The sequence below is a fragment of the Sorangium sp. So ce448 genome (genome assembly GCF_051520915.1).
GTDB lineage: Bacteria > Myxococcota_A > Polyangia > Polyangiales > Polyangiaceae > Sorangium > Sorangium cellulosum_B.
In genome coordinates this window covers 7,135,103-7,150,035 of the sequence record NZ_CP150343.1, presented here as the reverse complement: position 1 = coordinate 7,150,035, position 14,933 = coordinate 7,135,103, and the positions used below count along the sequence as shown (strand labels likewise).

Here is a 14,933-nt window from a genome sequence, read left to right as displayed (position 1 = left end):
GGCTACCTGGGTTGGGGCTGCCTGCAGGTCGCGGTAACGACCGGAGCCACCCAGGTTGCGGTAACATGTCTCGCCGGGCTCACTCGCGTTCAGCTATCAGAATGAAGCGCTCGCGCACGCGCGCCTCGTTCGACTCGTGATGGACGTGGATCTCATACCGGCCCGGCTGAGCCACGGCCACGCCTAGCGGGGCGTCGCCGCGGTAGCGCGTCAGCCTGTGCGAGCAGCGCTCCTGCCGGCAGTGCTGCTCCAGCGATCCACCTTCGCCGTCAGGCAACCGCACGCGCACGTGCTCCGGCACCTCGAGCTGGACCACCGCCGGCTCGTCCGCGTGGCGGTGGGTCCACAGATCGAGGTGCGTCCACGCGTGCCCTTCCTCAGGCAAGGCGACGGCGCGCTCCTCGGATCGCTCGATCGCCGGAGAGCACGCGCCCCTGTCGCCCGCCACGAAGGCGGCGGCCGCCAGCGCGGCGAGCGCCGGGGCCGCGATGAACACCCTCCACCCGCTGCGGTCGCTCGCCCGCTGCGCTCGCGCGCTGCTGGCCGCCGCTGGGCGCTCCGGTCGCTCGGGGAGCTTGCTCAGCGCGCGCTCGACGAGCGCATCGGAGGGGCTCATCGAGCGCAGCTCCCGCATGCTCGCCGCCAGATCCTGCGGAATCGGAGGCAGATCGTCGTCGCGCTCGCTCACGTCGAACCCTCCCGCTCGGCGACGGCGCGCGGCGCCGCCAGACGCTCATAGGCGTCGCGCAGCCGCGCGCGCCCTCGGGCGTGGCGGCTCTTCACCGTCCCCTTGGGGATCCCGAGGATCTCGGCCACGCTGTCATACCCGACTTCCTCGATGTCGCATAGCACCACCACGGTGCGAAATTCCTCTGGCAGCTCCTGGAGGCACGCAAGGAGCACCCCGGTGTCCTGGCTCAAGATCGCGGCCGCCTCCGGGCTCGAGACCTCTGCGCGAGGGACGATGCCGAGCGCGTCGGTGCACGCCTCGACGAGCCGATCGAGCAGGCCGCGGCGCCGCGCCTCGGTCCGGTAAGCCTCCAGGTACTCGTGCCGAGCGATCCCGCAGAGCCAGACGCCGAGGTCGGAGCGTCCCTCGAAGGACGCCGCGTGCAGGTAGGCCTTCAGCAACGCGTTCTGGAACAGATCGTCCGCCTGGTCTCGCGCGCCGCAGAGCGAGGCGCAGAACCGATAGAGCCGAGGGAGCACCGGGCGCACCGCCGACTCGAACTCCGCGCGCGATTCACCGAGGGGGGGGCGCGATTCGGTCATGAGGGCCGCTCGAGCATCTAGAGCGTCGAAGGCCGGAACTCTAGCGTGGAATGGACGGACGGGTAGCGCCCGCCGCTCGCGCCGCGAGGGGGCGAGCGACGTCGCCCCGAAGGAGGAAGAAATGTCCATCGGCTGCCCTGGGACGGAACGGATCCGCGCCGAGGTTCCTGGGCGGTGCACAAAATCGTCACCCCGAGCGGGAACCTCCGGCCGAGTGGTCCCGTCCTGGGCCGTGTTCTGACGAACAGCGGGCCCACATGGTGCCCCAACTCCAAGGCGAGCACCGCATGTCCAATCCGAGCATTTCGAGGGCGTCGACGTCCTCGGCGTCCACATGGAGGAACGACCTGGTTTCAGGGTTCCTCGTTTTCTTGATCGCCCTGCCGCTCTGCCTGGGCATCGCCATGGCGAGCGGGTTCCCCCCTATCGCGGGCGTGCTCACCGCCGTCGTCGGTGGCATGGTCGCCACCTGGCTCGGCAGCGCGCCGCTGACCATCAAGGGGCCCGCCGCGGGCCTCATCGTCATTGCGCTGGGCGCCGTTCAGGAGCTCGGCGGCGGGGACAACGCCGTGGGCTATCGCCGCGCGCTCGCCTGCATCGCCATCGCCGCGGTGACACAGATCGTCTTCGCCCTGGCGCGCGCGGGCACGCTCGGCGACTTTTTCCCCTCCTCGGTGGTCCACGGCATGCTGGCGGCCATCGGGATCATCATCTGCTCGAAACAGGTCCACACGCTCGTCGGCGTCACGCCTGCGGCGAAAGACCCGCTCCACCTGATCCTGGAGATCCCGCGCAGCCTGTTGCGCCTGAACCCCGAGATCGCCTCGATCGGCATCCTCTCGATGATCCTCCTCTTCGGCTATCCAGTGATCGCCAAGAGAGCTCGCTGGATGCAGAAGATCCCCGCGCCGATGCTGGTGCTGGCGCTGTCCGTGCCGCTCGCCTATGTCTTCGATCTCGAGCACGAGCACACGTACACGCTCGCGGCGACCCACTCGACGTACGCGATCGGGCCGAGCTTCCTCGTGAACCTGCCGGGCAACCTCGTCCAGGCGATCGTCTTCCCGGACTTCAGCCACGTCGGCACGCCCTCGTCCATCAAATATATCGTCATGTTCTCGCTGGTGGGCAGCATCGAGTCGCTCCTGTCCGCGAAGGCCGTCGACGCGCTCGATCCTGCGAAGCGCCGCTCCGACCTCGACAAGGATCTGCTCGCCACGGGCGTGGGCAACCTCATCGCGGGCCTGCTCGGAGGGCTGCCGATGATCTCCGAGATCGTTCGCAGCTCCGCGAACATCGGCTACGGCGCGAAGAGCCGGCTGTCCAACTTCTTTCACGGGACCTTCCTCCTCCTCTTCGTGGCCTTCGCGCCGGGCCTCATCCACCGGATCCCGCTCGCCGCGCTCGCCGCGATGCTCACCTTCACGGGCACCCGCCTCGCGTCGCCCAAGGAGTTCGCGAAGACGCTCCGCATCGGCAGGGAGCAGCTCGTCATCTTCGCCACCACGGCCGCGATGTGCATCGTCTCCGATCTGCTCGTCGGCGTCGCGGCCGGCATCGCCGTGAAGCTGCTCATCCACCTGACGAACGGCGCGCCGCTGCGCGTCCTCTTCCGCTCCGAGGTGGACGAGCGCGTCGAGGAGGGGCGGGTCGTGCTGCGCGTCAAGCACGCCGCCATCTTCAGCAATTACCTCAGCATCCAGCGGAAGATCGACAACCACGCGCACGTCTCGAACATCGAGATCGACTTCGCGAATGCCCGCCTGGTCGATCACACCGTCATGTCCAACCTGCATGAGCTCCAGGGCGTGATGGAGCGAAATGGGCGGACGTTGACCCTCGCCGGCCTCGGCGATCATTTCCAGATGTCATCCCACCCGCTCTCGGCGAGGAAGCGGCCTGTCATCAGCCCCGTCGTCGAGCGCTGAATCGAGTCGAGACACCATGGCGCGAAAGGGGGAAGCGCGCGTGGGGCTCTCCAGGTACAACTGCCACTCGGGAACCCCATGAACAGCGAGCTTTCTCAGGATCTTCGCGCGAGCGCCGCCCGGCAGAAGCACCTGCGCGACGTGGTCGAGCACGCCGGACACCTGCTGCCGGCGCAGGGGCCGATCGGCGTGTTCGTCCACCACAACACGTTGCACGCGTTCCAGCACCTGCCGTTCCATGACGCGCTCGCCGCGGCGAGCGCTGTCTTCGAGGCCGAGCCGTACCTCTCCGAGGCAGACTACCGCGCGCACATCGCGTCGGGTCGGATCGGCGACGAGGACCTCGAGGCCGCGCTCGCGGGGCGGTTCGCCGCGCAGCCGGATGAGCGCCGGGGCCCGCTGTCCCGGCACGAGATCGAGCGGCTCGCGCTGCGCCATCCGATCGACGCGGAGACGGCGGCGGGCCTCCTGTGGCGTATCTCCGAGGCCGGGGAGACGCGCAGGCTCCGGGCCGACGTCCCCGACGAGCGACGCCGGCGCATCGTCTACAGCACGGAGCGCTGGCTCGAGGCGCGCCCGGAGATCGCGGCGCGCCTCCTCGACCGGGGGGGCCGCGAGCCGGAGTCGCGCGCCGCCCTCGCGCTCTGGGACGCGTGCCGCGCCGTGCCGCTGCCGCCCGCCCCGCCCCTGGAGCCGCCGCTCGTCGAGCGCGTGGGCGCCGATCGGTCGCACCGCGATCTGCTTGTCGAGCTGGCTGGCGAGGATCCGGCCGAGCTCGTCGATGCGCTCATGATCCGGTTCCTCGGCGCCTACCTCGACGAGGGCATTGCACACTGGACGATGCCCGATCGAGCGAAGGGGCTCTGGCGCTGCTTTTGCGGCATGGCGCTCGAGGGCTCCCGGCTGGCCGCCCCGGCCTTCGTCGGGCTCGACGCGGAGCTCCGCCGGTTCGACGCGGAGGCGCTGTCGCCGCCCGCCATCGCCGTCCGCGCCCTCGAGGAGCTCTCCGTCGCCCAGGACCACTGGGACGTGTACGTGACACGCGTGCTGCTCGAGCTGCCGGGCTGGGCCGGCATGATCCACCGCCTCGAGCACACGCCGAGCGACCGGCCTGCGGGATCACCGCCCGTGTCGCTGGTCGAGTACCTCGCCGTGCGCCTCACGCTCGCCCGGTACGCGCTGCGCGACGTCGCGCAGCGGCGGCTGGGATACCGAGGACCGCTCGCCGGCCTCGTCGAGCATGCCCGGCGCGCCGCCCGGCCGCCTGCGCCGCCGTCGAGCTCGCCTGATCATGCTCGGCCGTTCCGTCTGTTCCAGCTCGCTCAGCTCGCCGGCCTCTCGGCCGCCGACATCGAGCCGCTGTCCAAGGCGGAGCGCGTCTGGGCGCTCGAGGCGCTCGAGGCGTTCGACGAGATCGCGCGGCGCCGCGTCCTGCACGAGGCCTACGAGCACCACCACCGGACCGAGGTGCTGCACGGGATCGCCGCGAACCTCCGCCGCCCGGAGGAGGAGCGCTCCGTGGAGGCGCCCCGCTTCCAGGTCGCGTTCTGCATCGACGACCGCTGCGAGGGCCTCCGGAGGCATTTCGAGGAGCTCTCGCCGCGGCACGAGACCTTCGGCGTTGCCGGGTTCTTCGGCGTGCCGATCCGCTACCGCGGGCTCGACGACGCCGGCCACGTGAGCCTCTGCCCGGTCGGCGTGGAGCCGGCGCACGAGATCGTCGAGCGGCCGCACGAAGAAGAGGCGGGCTGGCGCCGAAAGGCTCGCCGCAAGCGCTGGGCGCGGGTCCTGCACGCGCTGGGGCGCGGCACCCGCACCATGGCGCGGGGCGTGCTGCTCACCCCGACCCTCGGCCTCCTGTCCACCGTCCCGCTCGTGGGACGCACCCTCTTTCCGCGGGCGGTGGCGCGGCTGCGCCGCGCCCTCGAGCGGCGCCTGCTCCCGCCGGTGCCGACGCGGCTCCACAGCCCGCATGACGAGGGCTCCGCCGCGGGCGGCGAGGGGCAGCCGTTCACCGCCGCGGCCAAGGCGGCCCGCGTGGCCGCCACGCTGGAGAACATGGGCCTCACGCGCAGCTTCGCGCCGATCGTTGTCGTGCTCGGCCACGGGGCGACCAGCGTGAACAACCCGCACCAGTCGGCGTACGACTGCGGCGCGTGCGGCGGCCGCCACGGCGGCCCGAACGCGCGGCTGTTCGCGGCCATGGCGAACGATCCCGAGGTCCGCGTGCTGCTCGCCGGGCGCGGGATCGACATCCCGGACGAGACCTTCTTCCTCGGCGGCATGAACAACACGACGACGGACGAGATCGTCCTCTACGACCAGCAACTCGTGCCGGCGTCCCACCGCGGCGAGCTCTCGGCGCTGATCGGAGCGCTCGACGCCGCGCGCCAGCAGCACGCGCACGAGCGCTGCCGGAGGTTCGCGTCGGCGCCGCGCGAGGGCGACGCCGCGCGGGCGCTCGCGCACGTCGAGGCGCGCGCCGCGGATCTCAGCGAGGCGCGGCCCGAGCTGGGGCACGTGACCAACGCGGTCTGCGTCGTCGGCCGCCGCGCGCTCACCCGCGGGCTGTTCCTCGACCGCAGGGCGTTCCTCGTCTCGTACGACCCGACCCAGGACCAGGGCGGAGCGATCCTCGAGCGCATCCTGCTCGCGGTCGGCCCGGTCGGGGCAGGGATCAACCTCGAGTACTACTTCTCCTGCATCGACAACCGCCGTTACGGCGCCGGCACCAAGCTCCCCCACAACCTCGCCTCGCTGCTCGGGGTCATGGAGGGATCGCTGAGCGACCTGCGCACCGGGCTGCCGAAGCAGATGATCGAGATCCACGAGCCGGTGCGCCTGCTCGTCATCGTCGAGGCGAGCACGGAAACGGCCGCCGCGCTGTACGCGCGGCAGCCGGCCCTCCGCGAGCTCATCGGCAACGGCTGGATCCAGCTCGCCTGCGTCGATCCGGAGACGCGCCGGATCGCGTGCTTCACGGGCGACGGCTTCGCGCCGTTCTCTCCGCCGGATCAACCCTTGCCCGCTGTCCAGCGCTCCGCCGACTGGTACGCCGGGAGATCCGGCTTCGTTCCGCCTGCGCTCATTCGAGCCGCGTCCACGCGGCCACGTGAGGTCGTCGACCATGCTGTCTGATGTGCTCCTCGGCAAGCTCGCCGCGCTCGCCGTGCTCTCTCCGGCGGCGGCGTTCGCCGCGCTCGGCGCCTACCTGCTGCTCCTTCGCACGCCGAGCGAGCGCGTCGTGTCGCGCGTCGTGCTCTCCACGCTCGCGCTCTCGCTCGCGGCCTCGCTGGCGATATGGCTCTCGGCCATCGCGGCGCCCTACGCGTTCGTCCCGGTGGCGCTCGGCCACTGGTTCGAGCTCGGCGATTATGCGTTCGAGGTCGTCCTGCTCGTCGATCGGCTGTCGGCGACGATGATGCTCCTCGTCTCGCTGATCGCGCTCCTGGTCGGCAGGTTCTCGGTGGCGTACCTGCACCGCGAGCCGGGCTTCGCGCGCTTCTTCCTGCTCCTCGCGCTGTTCTCGACGGGGATGCTGGGGCTCGTTTCGGCGGGCACCGTCGACCTCCTCTTCGCCGGCTGGGAGCTCGTCGGCGCGACGAGCGTGCTGCTCGTCGCCTTCTTCCACGAGCGCGAGGCGCCGCCGCGGGCCGCGGTGCGCGTGTACATCACCTACCGGCTCTGCGACATCGGGCTGCTCGGAGGCGCGGTGCTCATGCACGACGTCGCCCGCTCCTCGCAGTGGGGCGAGGTGTTCGGCGGCTCGCCCTGGCCCGGGACCGCCGCGTCGCTCGGGCCCGGCGCGGCCACGGCGCTCGCGCTGTGCCTGTTCCTCGCCGCGATGGGCAAGAGCGCGCAGTTTCCTCTGGGCAGCTGGCTGCCGCGGGCCATGGAGGGGCCGACGCCATCGAGCGCGCTCTTCTACGGCGCCATCTCGGTGCACGCCGGGGTGTACCTCATGCTCCGCGCGGCCCCGCTGCTCCAGCGCTCGCTCGCCGCGAGCGTGGTGATCGCCTGCGTCGGGGCGGCGACGGCCGTCTACGGCACGATGGTGGGGCGCGTGCAGGCGGACGTGAAGGGCGCGCTCGCCCACGCGACGATGACGCAGGTGGGGCTCATGTTCGTGGAGATCGGGCTCGGTCTCTACTGGCTCGCGCTCGTCCACATGTTCGCCCACGCCTGCCTGCGCTGCCTCCAGCTGCTGCGCGCCCCCTCGGCGCTCCGCGACGCGCAGGACATCCGGTCCGCGCACGCCGGCGAGCCGCTGCCGCACCTCGGGCTCGCTGGCCGGCTGCTGCCGGCGGCGGTCGTGCGGCGCGCGTACTGGCTGTCCCTCGACCGCTTCCACATCGAGGGGCTGCAGGAGCGGCTCGTCGCCGCGCCGCTGATGCGCCTCGGGCGCCTGCTCGACCGGAGCGAGCGCCGCTGGGTGGCGGCGCTGAGCGGCTGGCCTGAGCGCGCCCCCGCAGCGCCCGGCGACGAGGACGCCCGCGACGCGACAGAGGGCGCGACGGCCTTCCAGCCGCGCGCGCGCGATACGAAGAGGGCTCGCACGTGAACGCATTTCCGCTCCTCGGGACGCTCATCCTCACGCCCGCGATCGCGGCGCTGTTCGCCGCCCGGGCGCGCAGCGACGAGCGCGCGCGCCGCGTCGCCCTCATCGGCGCGGCGCTCACCCTGCTCCTCTCGCTGCTGCCGCTCGCGCTCTCCCACGCCGGCGTCGCGCTCACCGCCGGGGGGCCCACCTTGCCGCTCCTCGGAGCGCGCCTCCGCCTCGGCCTCGACGGCTTTACCATCACGCTGCTCCCGCTGCTCGGCTTCGTCCTGCTCGCCCTGCTCGCCGCGAGCCCGCGCGCAGCGATCGATGCGCCCGGCGCCGCCGCGCTGCTCGTCACCGGCAGCGCCATCCTCGGCGTGTTCTGCGCGGTCGATCTCGCGGTGCTCGCGGCCGCGTGGGTCGCCGCCCTCGTGCCGGTGGAGCGCCTGGTCGCCAGGAAGGGCGCCCAGGACCCGCTCCTCCGGCGCACCTGCCGCATCTTCCTGCTGGGGGGCACGGCGCCGCTCGTCGTCGCGATCGGCGCCATCGCCGTGCTCGCCGCGCGCCAGGGCGCCGCGCTGCCGTTCGACGTCGAGGAGATCGCCCGCGTCGGCGTCCCCGAGGCATGGCAGTCGCCGCTGTTCGCGCTCGTCGGCATCGCCGTGCTGATGCGCATGGCCGCCGTGCCGTTCCACGGCTGGCTGCCGGTGCTGCTGGAGCGGGGGCCGCTCGGCGTGACCATCCTGCTCGCCCAGATGCAGGTCGGCGTCTGCGTGCTCGTTCGCGTGGGGGTGACGCTCCTGCCCGTGGGCTCCGCCGACGGCATGCCGATCCTCGCCGTGCTCGGCCTGATCAGCGCGCTGCACGGCGCGGTGCTCGCGCTGGTCCAGACCGATCTGCGCCGGCTGCTCGGCTACCTCGTGGCGAGCCAGAAGGGGCTCGTGCTCCTGGGGGTCGCCTCGCTGAGCCCGCAGAGCGTGAGCGGCGCGCTCCTGCAGAGCGTCGCCCTGTCGATCGCGATCACGGGGCTCACGATGGTCGTCGGCGCGATCGAGGCGCGCGCTGGCACGGCGGACACGCGGGAGCTCGGCGGCCTCGTCGCCCGGACGCCCCGCATGGCCGCCTTTTTCTTCCTGCTCGCGTGCGCCATGATCGGGATGCCGGGGGCGCTCTCGTTCGTGAGCGAGGACCTGCTCCTGCATGGAATCTTGCACGTCCATCCCGTGCTCGCGGTGCTGGCGCTGACGGCGGCGGCGCTCAACGGGATCACGCTGTTCCGGGCGTTCCAGCGGACCTTCCTGGGGCCGCTCCGGCGCCACCTGAAGGGCGCCGCGGTGGAGGCGCTCGTGCTCCGCGAGCGAGCGTTCCTGCTCGCGCTGGTCGCGCTCACCGTGGTCCTGGGGGTGGCCCCGGCGCGGGTGATCGCGATCCATGAGCCGGTGGTCGAGCGGGTACTCCACGACGTGGCGCACGGCGCGCAGGCGCGCCTCGCGGCAGCGGCGAACCGCCGCTCCATCGACGCGGACGGCCGAGCGCCCCGCCGTGACGGACGACCGTCGCACTGAGCCGCGTCCGGCGGATGGCGCGCTGCGCTCGCCGCCGCCGGACGTGGGTCAGAGCAGGTAGCGCTCTCCCGAGTCGGGCAGCACGGTCACGATCGTCCCGCGCACCCTGCGCGCGATCTCCACGGCCGCGTGGACGTTGGCGCCGGAGCTCGGCCCGACGAGGAGCCCCTCCTCGCGGGCGAGCCGCCGCGCCATGCGCGAGGCGCCCGCTTCGGTCACCGTCAGGATCTCGTCGATGAGCGACCGCTCGAGGATCGCCGGGACGAAGCCGGGGCCGAGGCCCTGGATGCCGTGGGGGCCGGGGCCTCGCCCGGAGAGCACGGCGCTCTTCGCCGGCTCGACGGCGCAGATGCGGACCGCGCCGCCGAGCTGATCCCGGAGCACGCGCCCGCAGCCGGTCAGCGTGCCGCCGGTGCCCACGCCGACGACGAAGGCCGCGATGTCGCCGCCGGTCTGCGCGAGGATCTCGAGGCCGGTGGCGCGCGCGTGGGCGCCGGGGTTCGCCGGGTTCTGGAACTGCTGGCTCATCCACCCGCCGGGGGTCGCCTCGCAGATCTCGATCGCGCGGGCGACCGCGCCGGCCATGCCCTGGCCCTCGGGCGTGAGGACGATCTCGGCGCCGTATGCGCGGAGGACGTGCCGGCGCTCGACGCTCATGTCCTCGGGCATGACCACCACGCAGCGGTAGCCGCGCACGGCGGCGATCATCGCGAGGCTGATCCCCGTGTTGCCGCTCGTCGCCTCGACGATGGTCGACCCTCTCCTGAGGATCCCTTCGCGCTCGGCGCAGAGCACCATGCCGAGCGCCGCCCTGTCCTTGACGCTGCCGCCCGGGTTCATCGACTCGAGCTTGCCGTAGACGACGCCTCCACCCTCGGGCGAGACCCGGGCAAGGCGGACGAGCGGCGTGCCGCCGATGAGCGACAGGGCGTCCGGCACGACCGGACCGACGCGGACCGCGCCCGCAGGCGGAAGAGCCGAGCTCTCACCAGGCGCGTGGGGCGGACTAGGCGGTCCGTCGCCCGGTGCTCGAGGGGACGACATGCCGCCAGTGTACACGTGAACAGGGCATCTCCGGGCACGTGCCGGAGCGCACGCCCCGTGAGGGGCGCCGGCCCGGCTTTACATCGCGATCTCCGAGAGAACCCCGTAATGATCCGAAGCGGCGACGCCGTTGCGGATCTCCTCGAAGACGACCCTCGACGAGAGCGGCTTGCCTCGCCCCTGCGCGTCCGGGCCGCGGACGAAGACGTAATCGATGCGGCGCGGGTACTCGTTCGTGATGGCCGCGAACGGGTTCCGCACCGGATCGAAGGTGAATCCGGGGCCCTTGCCCGTCTGGTCGAAGGTGTCGGCGAAGTACACGCTCTTCTGGTTCAGGGCGTGCAGCCCCTTCATGAACCGGATCTCCGTGGCCTCGGGCTGCGCGTTGAAGTCGCCGACGACGATGGGCGGCAGGCCCTCCATGGGCGCCTCGCGCATGACGATGTCGGCCACGGCCGCGACCTGCGCCTCGCGCACGGCGCCGTGGTGGAACTTCCAGTTGAGGTGGGTGACGAAGAACGGGATCGCGCCGTGGGGCGACCCGAGCTCGGCGAGCAGGATCGAGCGCTTCTCGTCGGTCTCGCCCGTGGGCAGGGGGAACGCCTGGCTCCGAGCGATCGGCCAGCGCGACAGCACGGCGTTGCCGAAGAGCACGCCGCCGCCGAGGTCGTGCGCGGCGCCGAACGCGACCTCGTAGCCGAGCCCGTCCGCGATGCCGTCGGCCAGCGAGCGGCCCTCGTACGACAGCACCTCCTGGAGGCCGACCACGTCGGGATCGAGCTCGCGGAGACCCTCCCGGATGAGCTCGAGGCGCGCCTCCCACGGGTCGTGGCGGTTCCAGATGTTCAGGCTGAGCACCCGGAGGGAGCTGCGAACACGGATGCCGGATCCGCCGTGCGGGGAGCCGCTGATCCCGGAGCCTTCTCGAGGACGTTCCATGTCGACGGGCTACGCCAGCTGCGCGCCCGGATCCAGCCGTGATACGAAGGGCCCGGCGCAGGCCGCTGCCCCTCCGGCGCGGAAGGGCGGCCTTGACCGGGAGAACCTGAATGATCACGTGTGCTCGTCGACGCGGGCGGCCTGGATCGGCCTCCTTCCGACCTCGGAACTCGCTCTGCATGACCGCGGGCTTCCTCCTGCTCGCGCTGGTCGCCGGTTGCGAGAGCAAGATGGATCCCAAGGAGTGCGACAAAGTCCGCGGCGACGCCTTCGAGATGGTGAACAAGGCGCAGCACTGCAACACGGACGCCGACTGCCGTCAGAGCGAGTGGCCGGGCTGTGCGAAGCCCATCAGCAACGCGACCTTCGACAAGATCAAGCCCCTCTCGGAGAGCTACAAGACGGGCAAGTGCGAGGAGCCCAAGGTGGACTGCAAGGCCCCGCCGGACTCGTACTGCAAGCAGGGGCTCTGCGTGCACCGCGAGATCGGCACGCCGGAGGGGGCGGGCAACACGCCCACCGACCAGATCCAGATCCAGTGATCCCCGCCACGCCGTCCGCCAGCGAGCCCCGCGGGCCGCTGCGCGGCGGCGGCGCTGCCCGAGCGCGGCGCGGGCCGGCGCGCGCCGCGCGCGGGGCCGCGCTGCCGGGCGCAAACGGGCGCGCCGCCTCGGTACGCGCTTGACGCGCGAACCCGCAGGGGCCACGGACGCGGCCGTGAGCGAAGGCTTCTATCGCGGCAAGCGCGTCGTGGTGACCGGCGCCGGCGGGTTCATCGGCAGCCACCTCGTCGAGGCGCTGGTCCGGGAGGGCGCGCGCGTGAGGGCGCTCGTCCGGTACACCTCGGGCTCGCGGCGCGGGCACCTCGACCGGCTCCCCGAGGACGTCCTCGCGCAGGTCGAGGTCGCCCCCGGCAACGTGGAGGACGCGGGCGCGGTCCGGTCGCTCGTGCGGGGCGCCGACGTCGTGTTCCACCTCGCGGCCCTGATCGGGATCCCGTACTCGTACGTGGCCCCGCAGCAGTACGTGGCGACGAACGTGCAGGGCACGCTGAACGTCCTCGAGGCGGCGCGCGAGCACGGCGCGCGCGTGGTCCACACGTCGACGAGCGAGACCTACGGCACGGCGCGCTACACGCCCATCGACGAGGCGCACCCCCTGACCGGCCAGTCCCCGTACTCGGCCACGAAGATCGGCGCCGACAAGCTCGCCGAGAGCTATCACCTCTCGTTCGGCCTCGAGGTGGCGACCATCCGGCCGTTCAACACCTACGGCCCGCGGCAGTCGTCGCGCGCGATCATCCCGAGCGTGATGCAGCAGCTCGCCGCCGGCAGCGCCGCGCTCCGCATCGGCAGCACCGCCCCGGTGCGGGACCTCAACTTCGTGACCGACACCGTCGCCGGCTTCCTCCTCGTCGGATCGAGCGCGCGGGCCGTGGGGCAGACGCTCAACGTCGGGAGCGGGCGCGCCATCTCGATCGGCGATCTGGTCCACCTCATCTTCGAGGTGACGGGCAAGCGCGCGGAGCTCGTGACGGACGAGGGCCGGGTGCGCCCCGACGCGAGCGAGGTCATGGTGCTGCTCGCGGACTTCCGCCGCGCCGCGGAGCTCGTCGGCTACGCGCCCCGCGTGACGCTCGAGGAGGGGCTCGCGCGGACGTACGCCTATGTCGAGCGTCACCTCACCGATTACCGGCCGCGCGAGTACGCGATCTGACGCACGCCGCCGCGCGGCCGGGGGCCGGCGCCTCGCGCGCCCTCTCCGCGAGGCGCCGGCTGGATGGATGGATGGCCATGTGGAAGATACCTCTCAGCGATCTCTCGTTCGGGCCTGAAGAAGCCGAGGCCGCGCGGCAGGTCGTCGCGTCGGGCTGGTTGACGATGGGGGAGCGGACGGCGCAGTTCGAGCGGGAGCTCGGCGAGGCGCTCGGCACCCCGCGGGTGCTCGCCGTGACGAACTGCACCGCCGCGCTGCACCTCGCGTACATCGCGCTCTCCGTGGGCCCCGGCGACGAGGTGATCTGCCCGAGCCTCACGTTCGTGGCGACCGCCAACGCCGCGCTCCTGTGCGGGGCCAACGTGGTGCTCGCCGACATCGTCGGCGACGACGACCTCGGCATCGATCCCGCCGACATCGTCCGCAAGATCACCCCGAGGACGCGGGCGATCGCGGTCGTCCATTACGCCGGCTACCCTTGCGACATGGATGCGATCTGCGCGATCGCGGCCGAGCGGGGGCTCGCGGTGGTCGAGGACGCGGCGCACGCGCCGCTCGCGAGCTACCGGGGCAGGGCGCTCGGGACGCTGGGGGACGTCGGCTGCCTGAGCTTCTTCTCGAACAAGAACCTCGCGGTCGGCGAGGGGGGCGCCGTGATCGCGAAGGACGACGCGCTCCACGCGCGCATGCGGCTCCTCCGCGCGCACGGGATGACGACGCTCACCCTCGATCGGCACAAGGGGCACGCGTTCACCTATGACGTCGTGGACGCGGGCATGAACTACCGCATCGACGAGATCCGCAGCGCCATCGGCCTCGTGCAGCTCGGCCGGCTCGCGGCGGGCAACGCGCGCCGGCGCGCGCTCGTGGCGCGCTACCACGAGCGCCTCGCCGGGATGCGGGGCCTCGGGCTGCCGTACCGCGGCTTCTACGCGCGCGGGCTGGGGGAGAGCGCGCACCACCTCATGCCGGTGCTCCTGCCCGAGGGCACCTCGCGCGAGGCCGTGATGGAGGCCATGAAGGCGCGCGGGGTCCAGACGAGCGTGCATTACACGCCGATCCACCGCTTCTCGCACCACGGCGCCTCCGACCGGGTGCGCAAGGACGGGCTCTCGCGGACGGACGCGATCGCGGGCCGCCAGCTCACGCTGCCGCTCCACCCGCGCATGGCCGACGCCGACGTCGACGCCGTGTGCGAGGCGCTCGCCGCGTCAGTCCGGTAGGTACCGCTGCCGGTTCTTCTCGAACTCGTCCTGCGCCTCGGCGAAGTCGTCGCTCCTTCCGATGTCGAGCCAGTGGCCCTGGAAGGGGAAGGTGGCCACCGGCTCGCCGGCGCCGAGCAGCGCGTGCATCAGGTCGTCGAACCCGAACGGCCGGCCCTCGGGGATGAAGCGCAGCACGCCGCGGCTCATCGCGTAGATGCCCATGCTGACCCAGAACGTGTACGTCGGCTTCTCGCGGAAGCTGACGACGCGCCCCTCGGGGCCGAGGTCGAGCACCCCCAGGTCGATCTTCGAGGCGCGCTCGCAGACGGCGACGGTGAGCGGCGATCCGGTCGACTCGCCCGTCCTGTGGAGCGCCGTGAAGTCGAGATCGCTGAGGATGTCGCCGTTCATCACGAGGAAGCGCTCCGGCAGGTCCCGCTCGATGACCCGGAGCGGACCCACGGTCCCGAGCGGCGTGTCCTCGCGCTGGTAGGCGATGCGCAGCCCGTACCGGCTCCCCTCGCCGACGACCGCCTCGATGAGCGCGGCCTGGTGGCCGACGCACATCACGACGTCGGTGACCCCCGCCCGCGCCAGCTGCCGGAGGAGGATCTCGACGATCGTGTGATCCCCGATCGGCATGAGCGGCTTCGGGATAAGGGCGGTGTAGGGGCGGAGCCGGGAGCCTTTGCCGCCGGCAAGCACGACTGCCTTCATGCGATGA

Annotated in this window: 12 protein-coding genes; 7 read left to right on the top strand and 5 right to left on the bottom strand. The window is 72.2% G+C overall.

The genetic code is table 11. From position 1 onward, the window contains the following. Positions 1-79 precede the first annotated feature (79 nt). The gene (locus tag WMF45_RS27050) at positions 80-688 is read right to left on the bottom strand and encodes a hypothetical protein (protein ID WP_437707356.1); all 609 of its coding nucleotides are present in this window, start codon (positions 686-688) and stop codon (positions 80-82) included. Beyond that, on the bottom strand, positions 685-1,272 hold the full coding sequence (locus WMF45_RS27045) for an RNA polymerase sigma factor (protein ID WP_437707355.1): 588 nt from the start codon (positions 1,270-1,272) through the stop codon (positions 685-687). Before WMF45_RS27045 ends, WMF45_RS27050 begins: the two co-directional genes overlap by 4 nt. 287 nt (positions 1,273-1,559) lie before the next feature. Between WMF45_RS27045 and WMF45_RS27040 the strand changes: the two genes are divergently transcribed. The 4 genes from WMF45_RS27040 (at position 1,560) to WMF45_RS27025 (ending at position 9,305) form a co-directional block, all read left to right on the top strand. After that, positions 1,560-3,200, top strand: coding sequence for a SulP family inorganic anion transporter (locus tag WMF45_RS27040; protein ID WP_437707354.1), 1,641 nt, complete (start codon positions 1,560-1,562; stop codon positions 3,198-3,200). Positions 3,201-3,278: 78 nt separating this feature from the next. Further along, positions 3,279-6,338, top strand: coding sequence for a YbcC family protein (locus tag WMF45_RS27035; protein ID WP_437707353.1), 3,060 nt, complete (start codon positions 3,279-3,281; stop codon positions 6,336-6,338). Then, complete coding sequence (locus WMF45_RS27030; protein WP_437707352.1) at positions 6,328-7,761, top strand: proton-conducting transporter transmembrane domain-containing protein; 1,434 nt, start codon at positions 6,328-6,330, stop codon at positions 7,759-7,761. Before WMF45_RS27035 ends, WMF45_RS27030 begins: the two co-directional genes overlap by 11 nt. Beyond that, positions 7,758-9,305: a complex I subunit 4 family protein gene (locus WMF45_RS27025; RefSeq protein WP_437707351.1), complete on the top strand. Its 1,548-nt coding sequence runs from the start codon at positions 7,758-7,760 to the stop codon at positions 9,303-9,305. Before WMF45_RS27030 ends, WMF45_RS27025 begins: the two co-directional genes overlap by 4 nt. 48 nt (positions 9,306-9,353) lie before the next feature. Here WMF45_RS27025 and cysK read toward each other — a convergent pair whose 3' ends face one another. Both cysK and WMF45_RS27015 read right to left on the bottom strand, forming a co-directional pair. Next, entirely contained in the window at positions 9,354-10,244 is an 891-nt protein-coding gene (gene cysK / locus WMF45_RS27020; protein ID WP_437707350.1) for a cysteine synthase A, read from the bottom strand. Positions 10,245-10,427: 183 nt separating this feature from the next. Beyond that, positions 10,428-11,288: an endonuclease/exonuclease/phosphatase family protein gene (locus tag WMF45_RS27015; RefSeq protein ID WP_437707349.1), complete on the bottom strand. Its 861-nt coding sequence runs from the start codon at positions 11,286-11,288 to the stop codon at positions 10,428-10,430. 179 nt (positions 11,289-11,467) lie between these two features. On the opposite strand from WMF45_RS27015, the gene WMF45_RS27010 reads away from it, so the two are divergent. From WMF45_RS27010 to WMF45_RS27000, 3 genes are all read left to right on the top strand, one after another. Beyond that, a complete protein-coding gene (locus WMF45_RS27010; protein ID WP_437707348.1) occupies positions 11,468-11,830 on the top strand; it encodes a hypothetical protein in 363 nt (120 codons plus the stop codon). A gap of 175 nt (positions 11,831-12,005) precedes the next feature. Beyond that, positions 12,006-13,004 (top strand): SDR family NAD(P)-dependent oxidoreductase, encoded by a 999-nt coding sequence (locus WMF45_RS27005; protein ID WP_437707347.1) that lies wholly within the window; start codon positions 12,006-12,008, stop codon positions 13,002-13,004. 77 nt (positions 13,005-13,081) lie between these two features. Next, the gene (locus tag WMF45_RS27000; protein ID WP_437707346.1) at positions 13,082-14,227 is read left to right on the top strand and encodes a DegT/DnrJ/EryC1/StrS family aminotransferase; all 1,146 of its coding nucleotides are present in this window, start codon (positions 13,082-13,084) and stop codon (positions 14,225-14,227) included. On the opposite strand, the gene WMF45_RS26995 is transcribed toward WMF45_RS27000, so the two are convergent. Beyond that, positions 14,216-14,926, bottom strand: coding sequence for a nucleotidyltransferase family protein (locus WMF45_RS26995; protein ID WP_437707345.1), 711 nt, complete (start codon positions 14,924-14,926; stop codon positions 14,216-14,218). The genes WMF45_RS27000 and WMF45_RS26995 overlap by 12 nt on opposite strands. Positions 14,927-14,933: the final 7 nt, after the last annotated feature.

Bases quoted from the DNA above. Each gene is read 5' to 3' on its own strand.
- WMF45_RS27010 (WP_437707348.1), top strand. From the start codon at position 11,468: ATGACCGCGGGCTTCCTCCTGCTCGCGCTGGTCGCCGGTTGCGAGAGC.
- WMF45_RS27040 (WP_437707354.1), top strand. From the start codon at position 1,560: ATGTCCAATCCGAGCATTTCGAGGGCGTCGACGTCCTCGGCGTCCACA.
- WMF45_RS27045 (WP_437707355.1), bottom strand. From the start codon at position 1,272: ATGACCGAATCGCGCCCCCCCCTCGGTGAATCGCGCGCGGAGTTCGAG.
- WMF45_RS27030 (WP_437707352.1), top strand. From the start codon at position 6,328: ATGCTGTCTGATGTGCTCCTCGGCAAGCTCGCCGCGCTCGCCGTGCTC.
- WMF45_RS26995 (WP_437707345.1), bottom strand. From the start codon at position 14,926: ATGAAGGCAGTCGTGCTTGCCGGCGGCAAAGGCTCCCGGCTCCGCCCC.
- WMF45_RS27015 (WP_437707349.1), bottom strand. From the start codon at position 11,288: ATGGAACGTCCTCGAGAAGGCTCCGGGATCAGCGGCTCCCCGCACGGC.
- WMF45_RS27000 (WP_437707346.1), top strand. From the start codon at position 13,082: ATGTGGAAGATACCTCTCAGCGATCTCTCGTTCGGGCCTGAAGAAGCC.
- WMF45_RS27035 (WP_437707353.1), top strand. From the start codon at position 3,279: ATGAACAGCGAGCTTTCTCAGGATCTTCGCGCGAGCGCCGCCCGGCAG.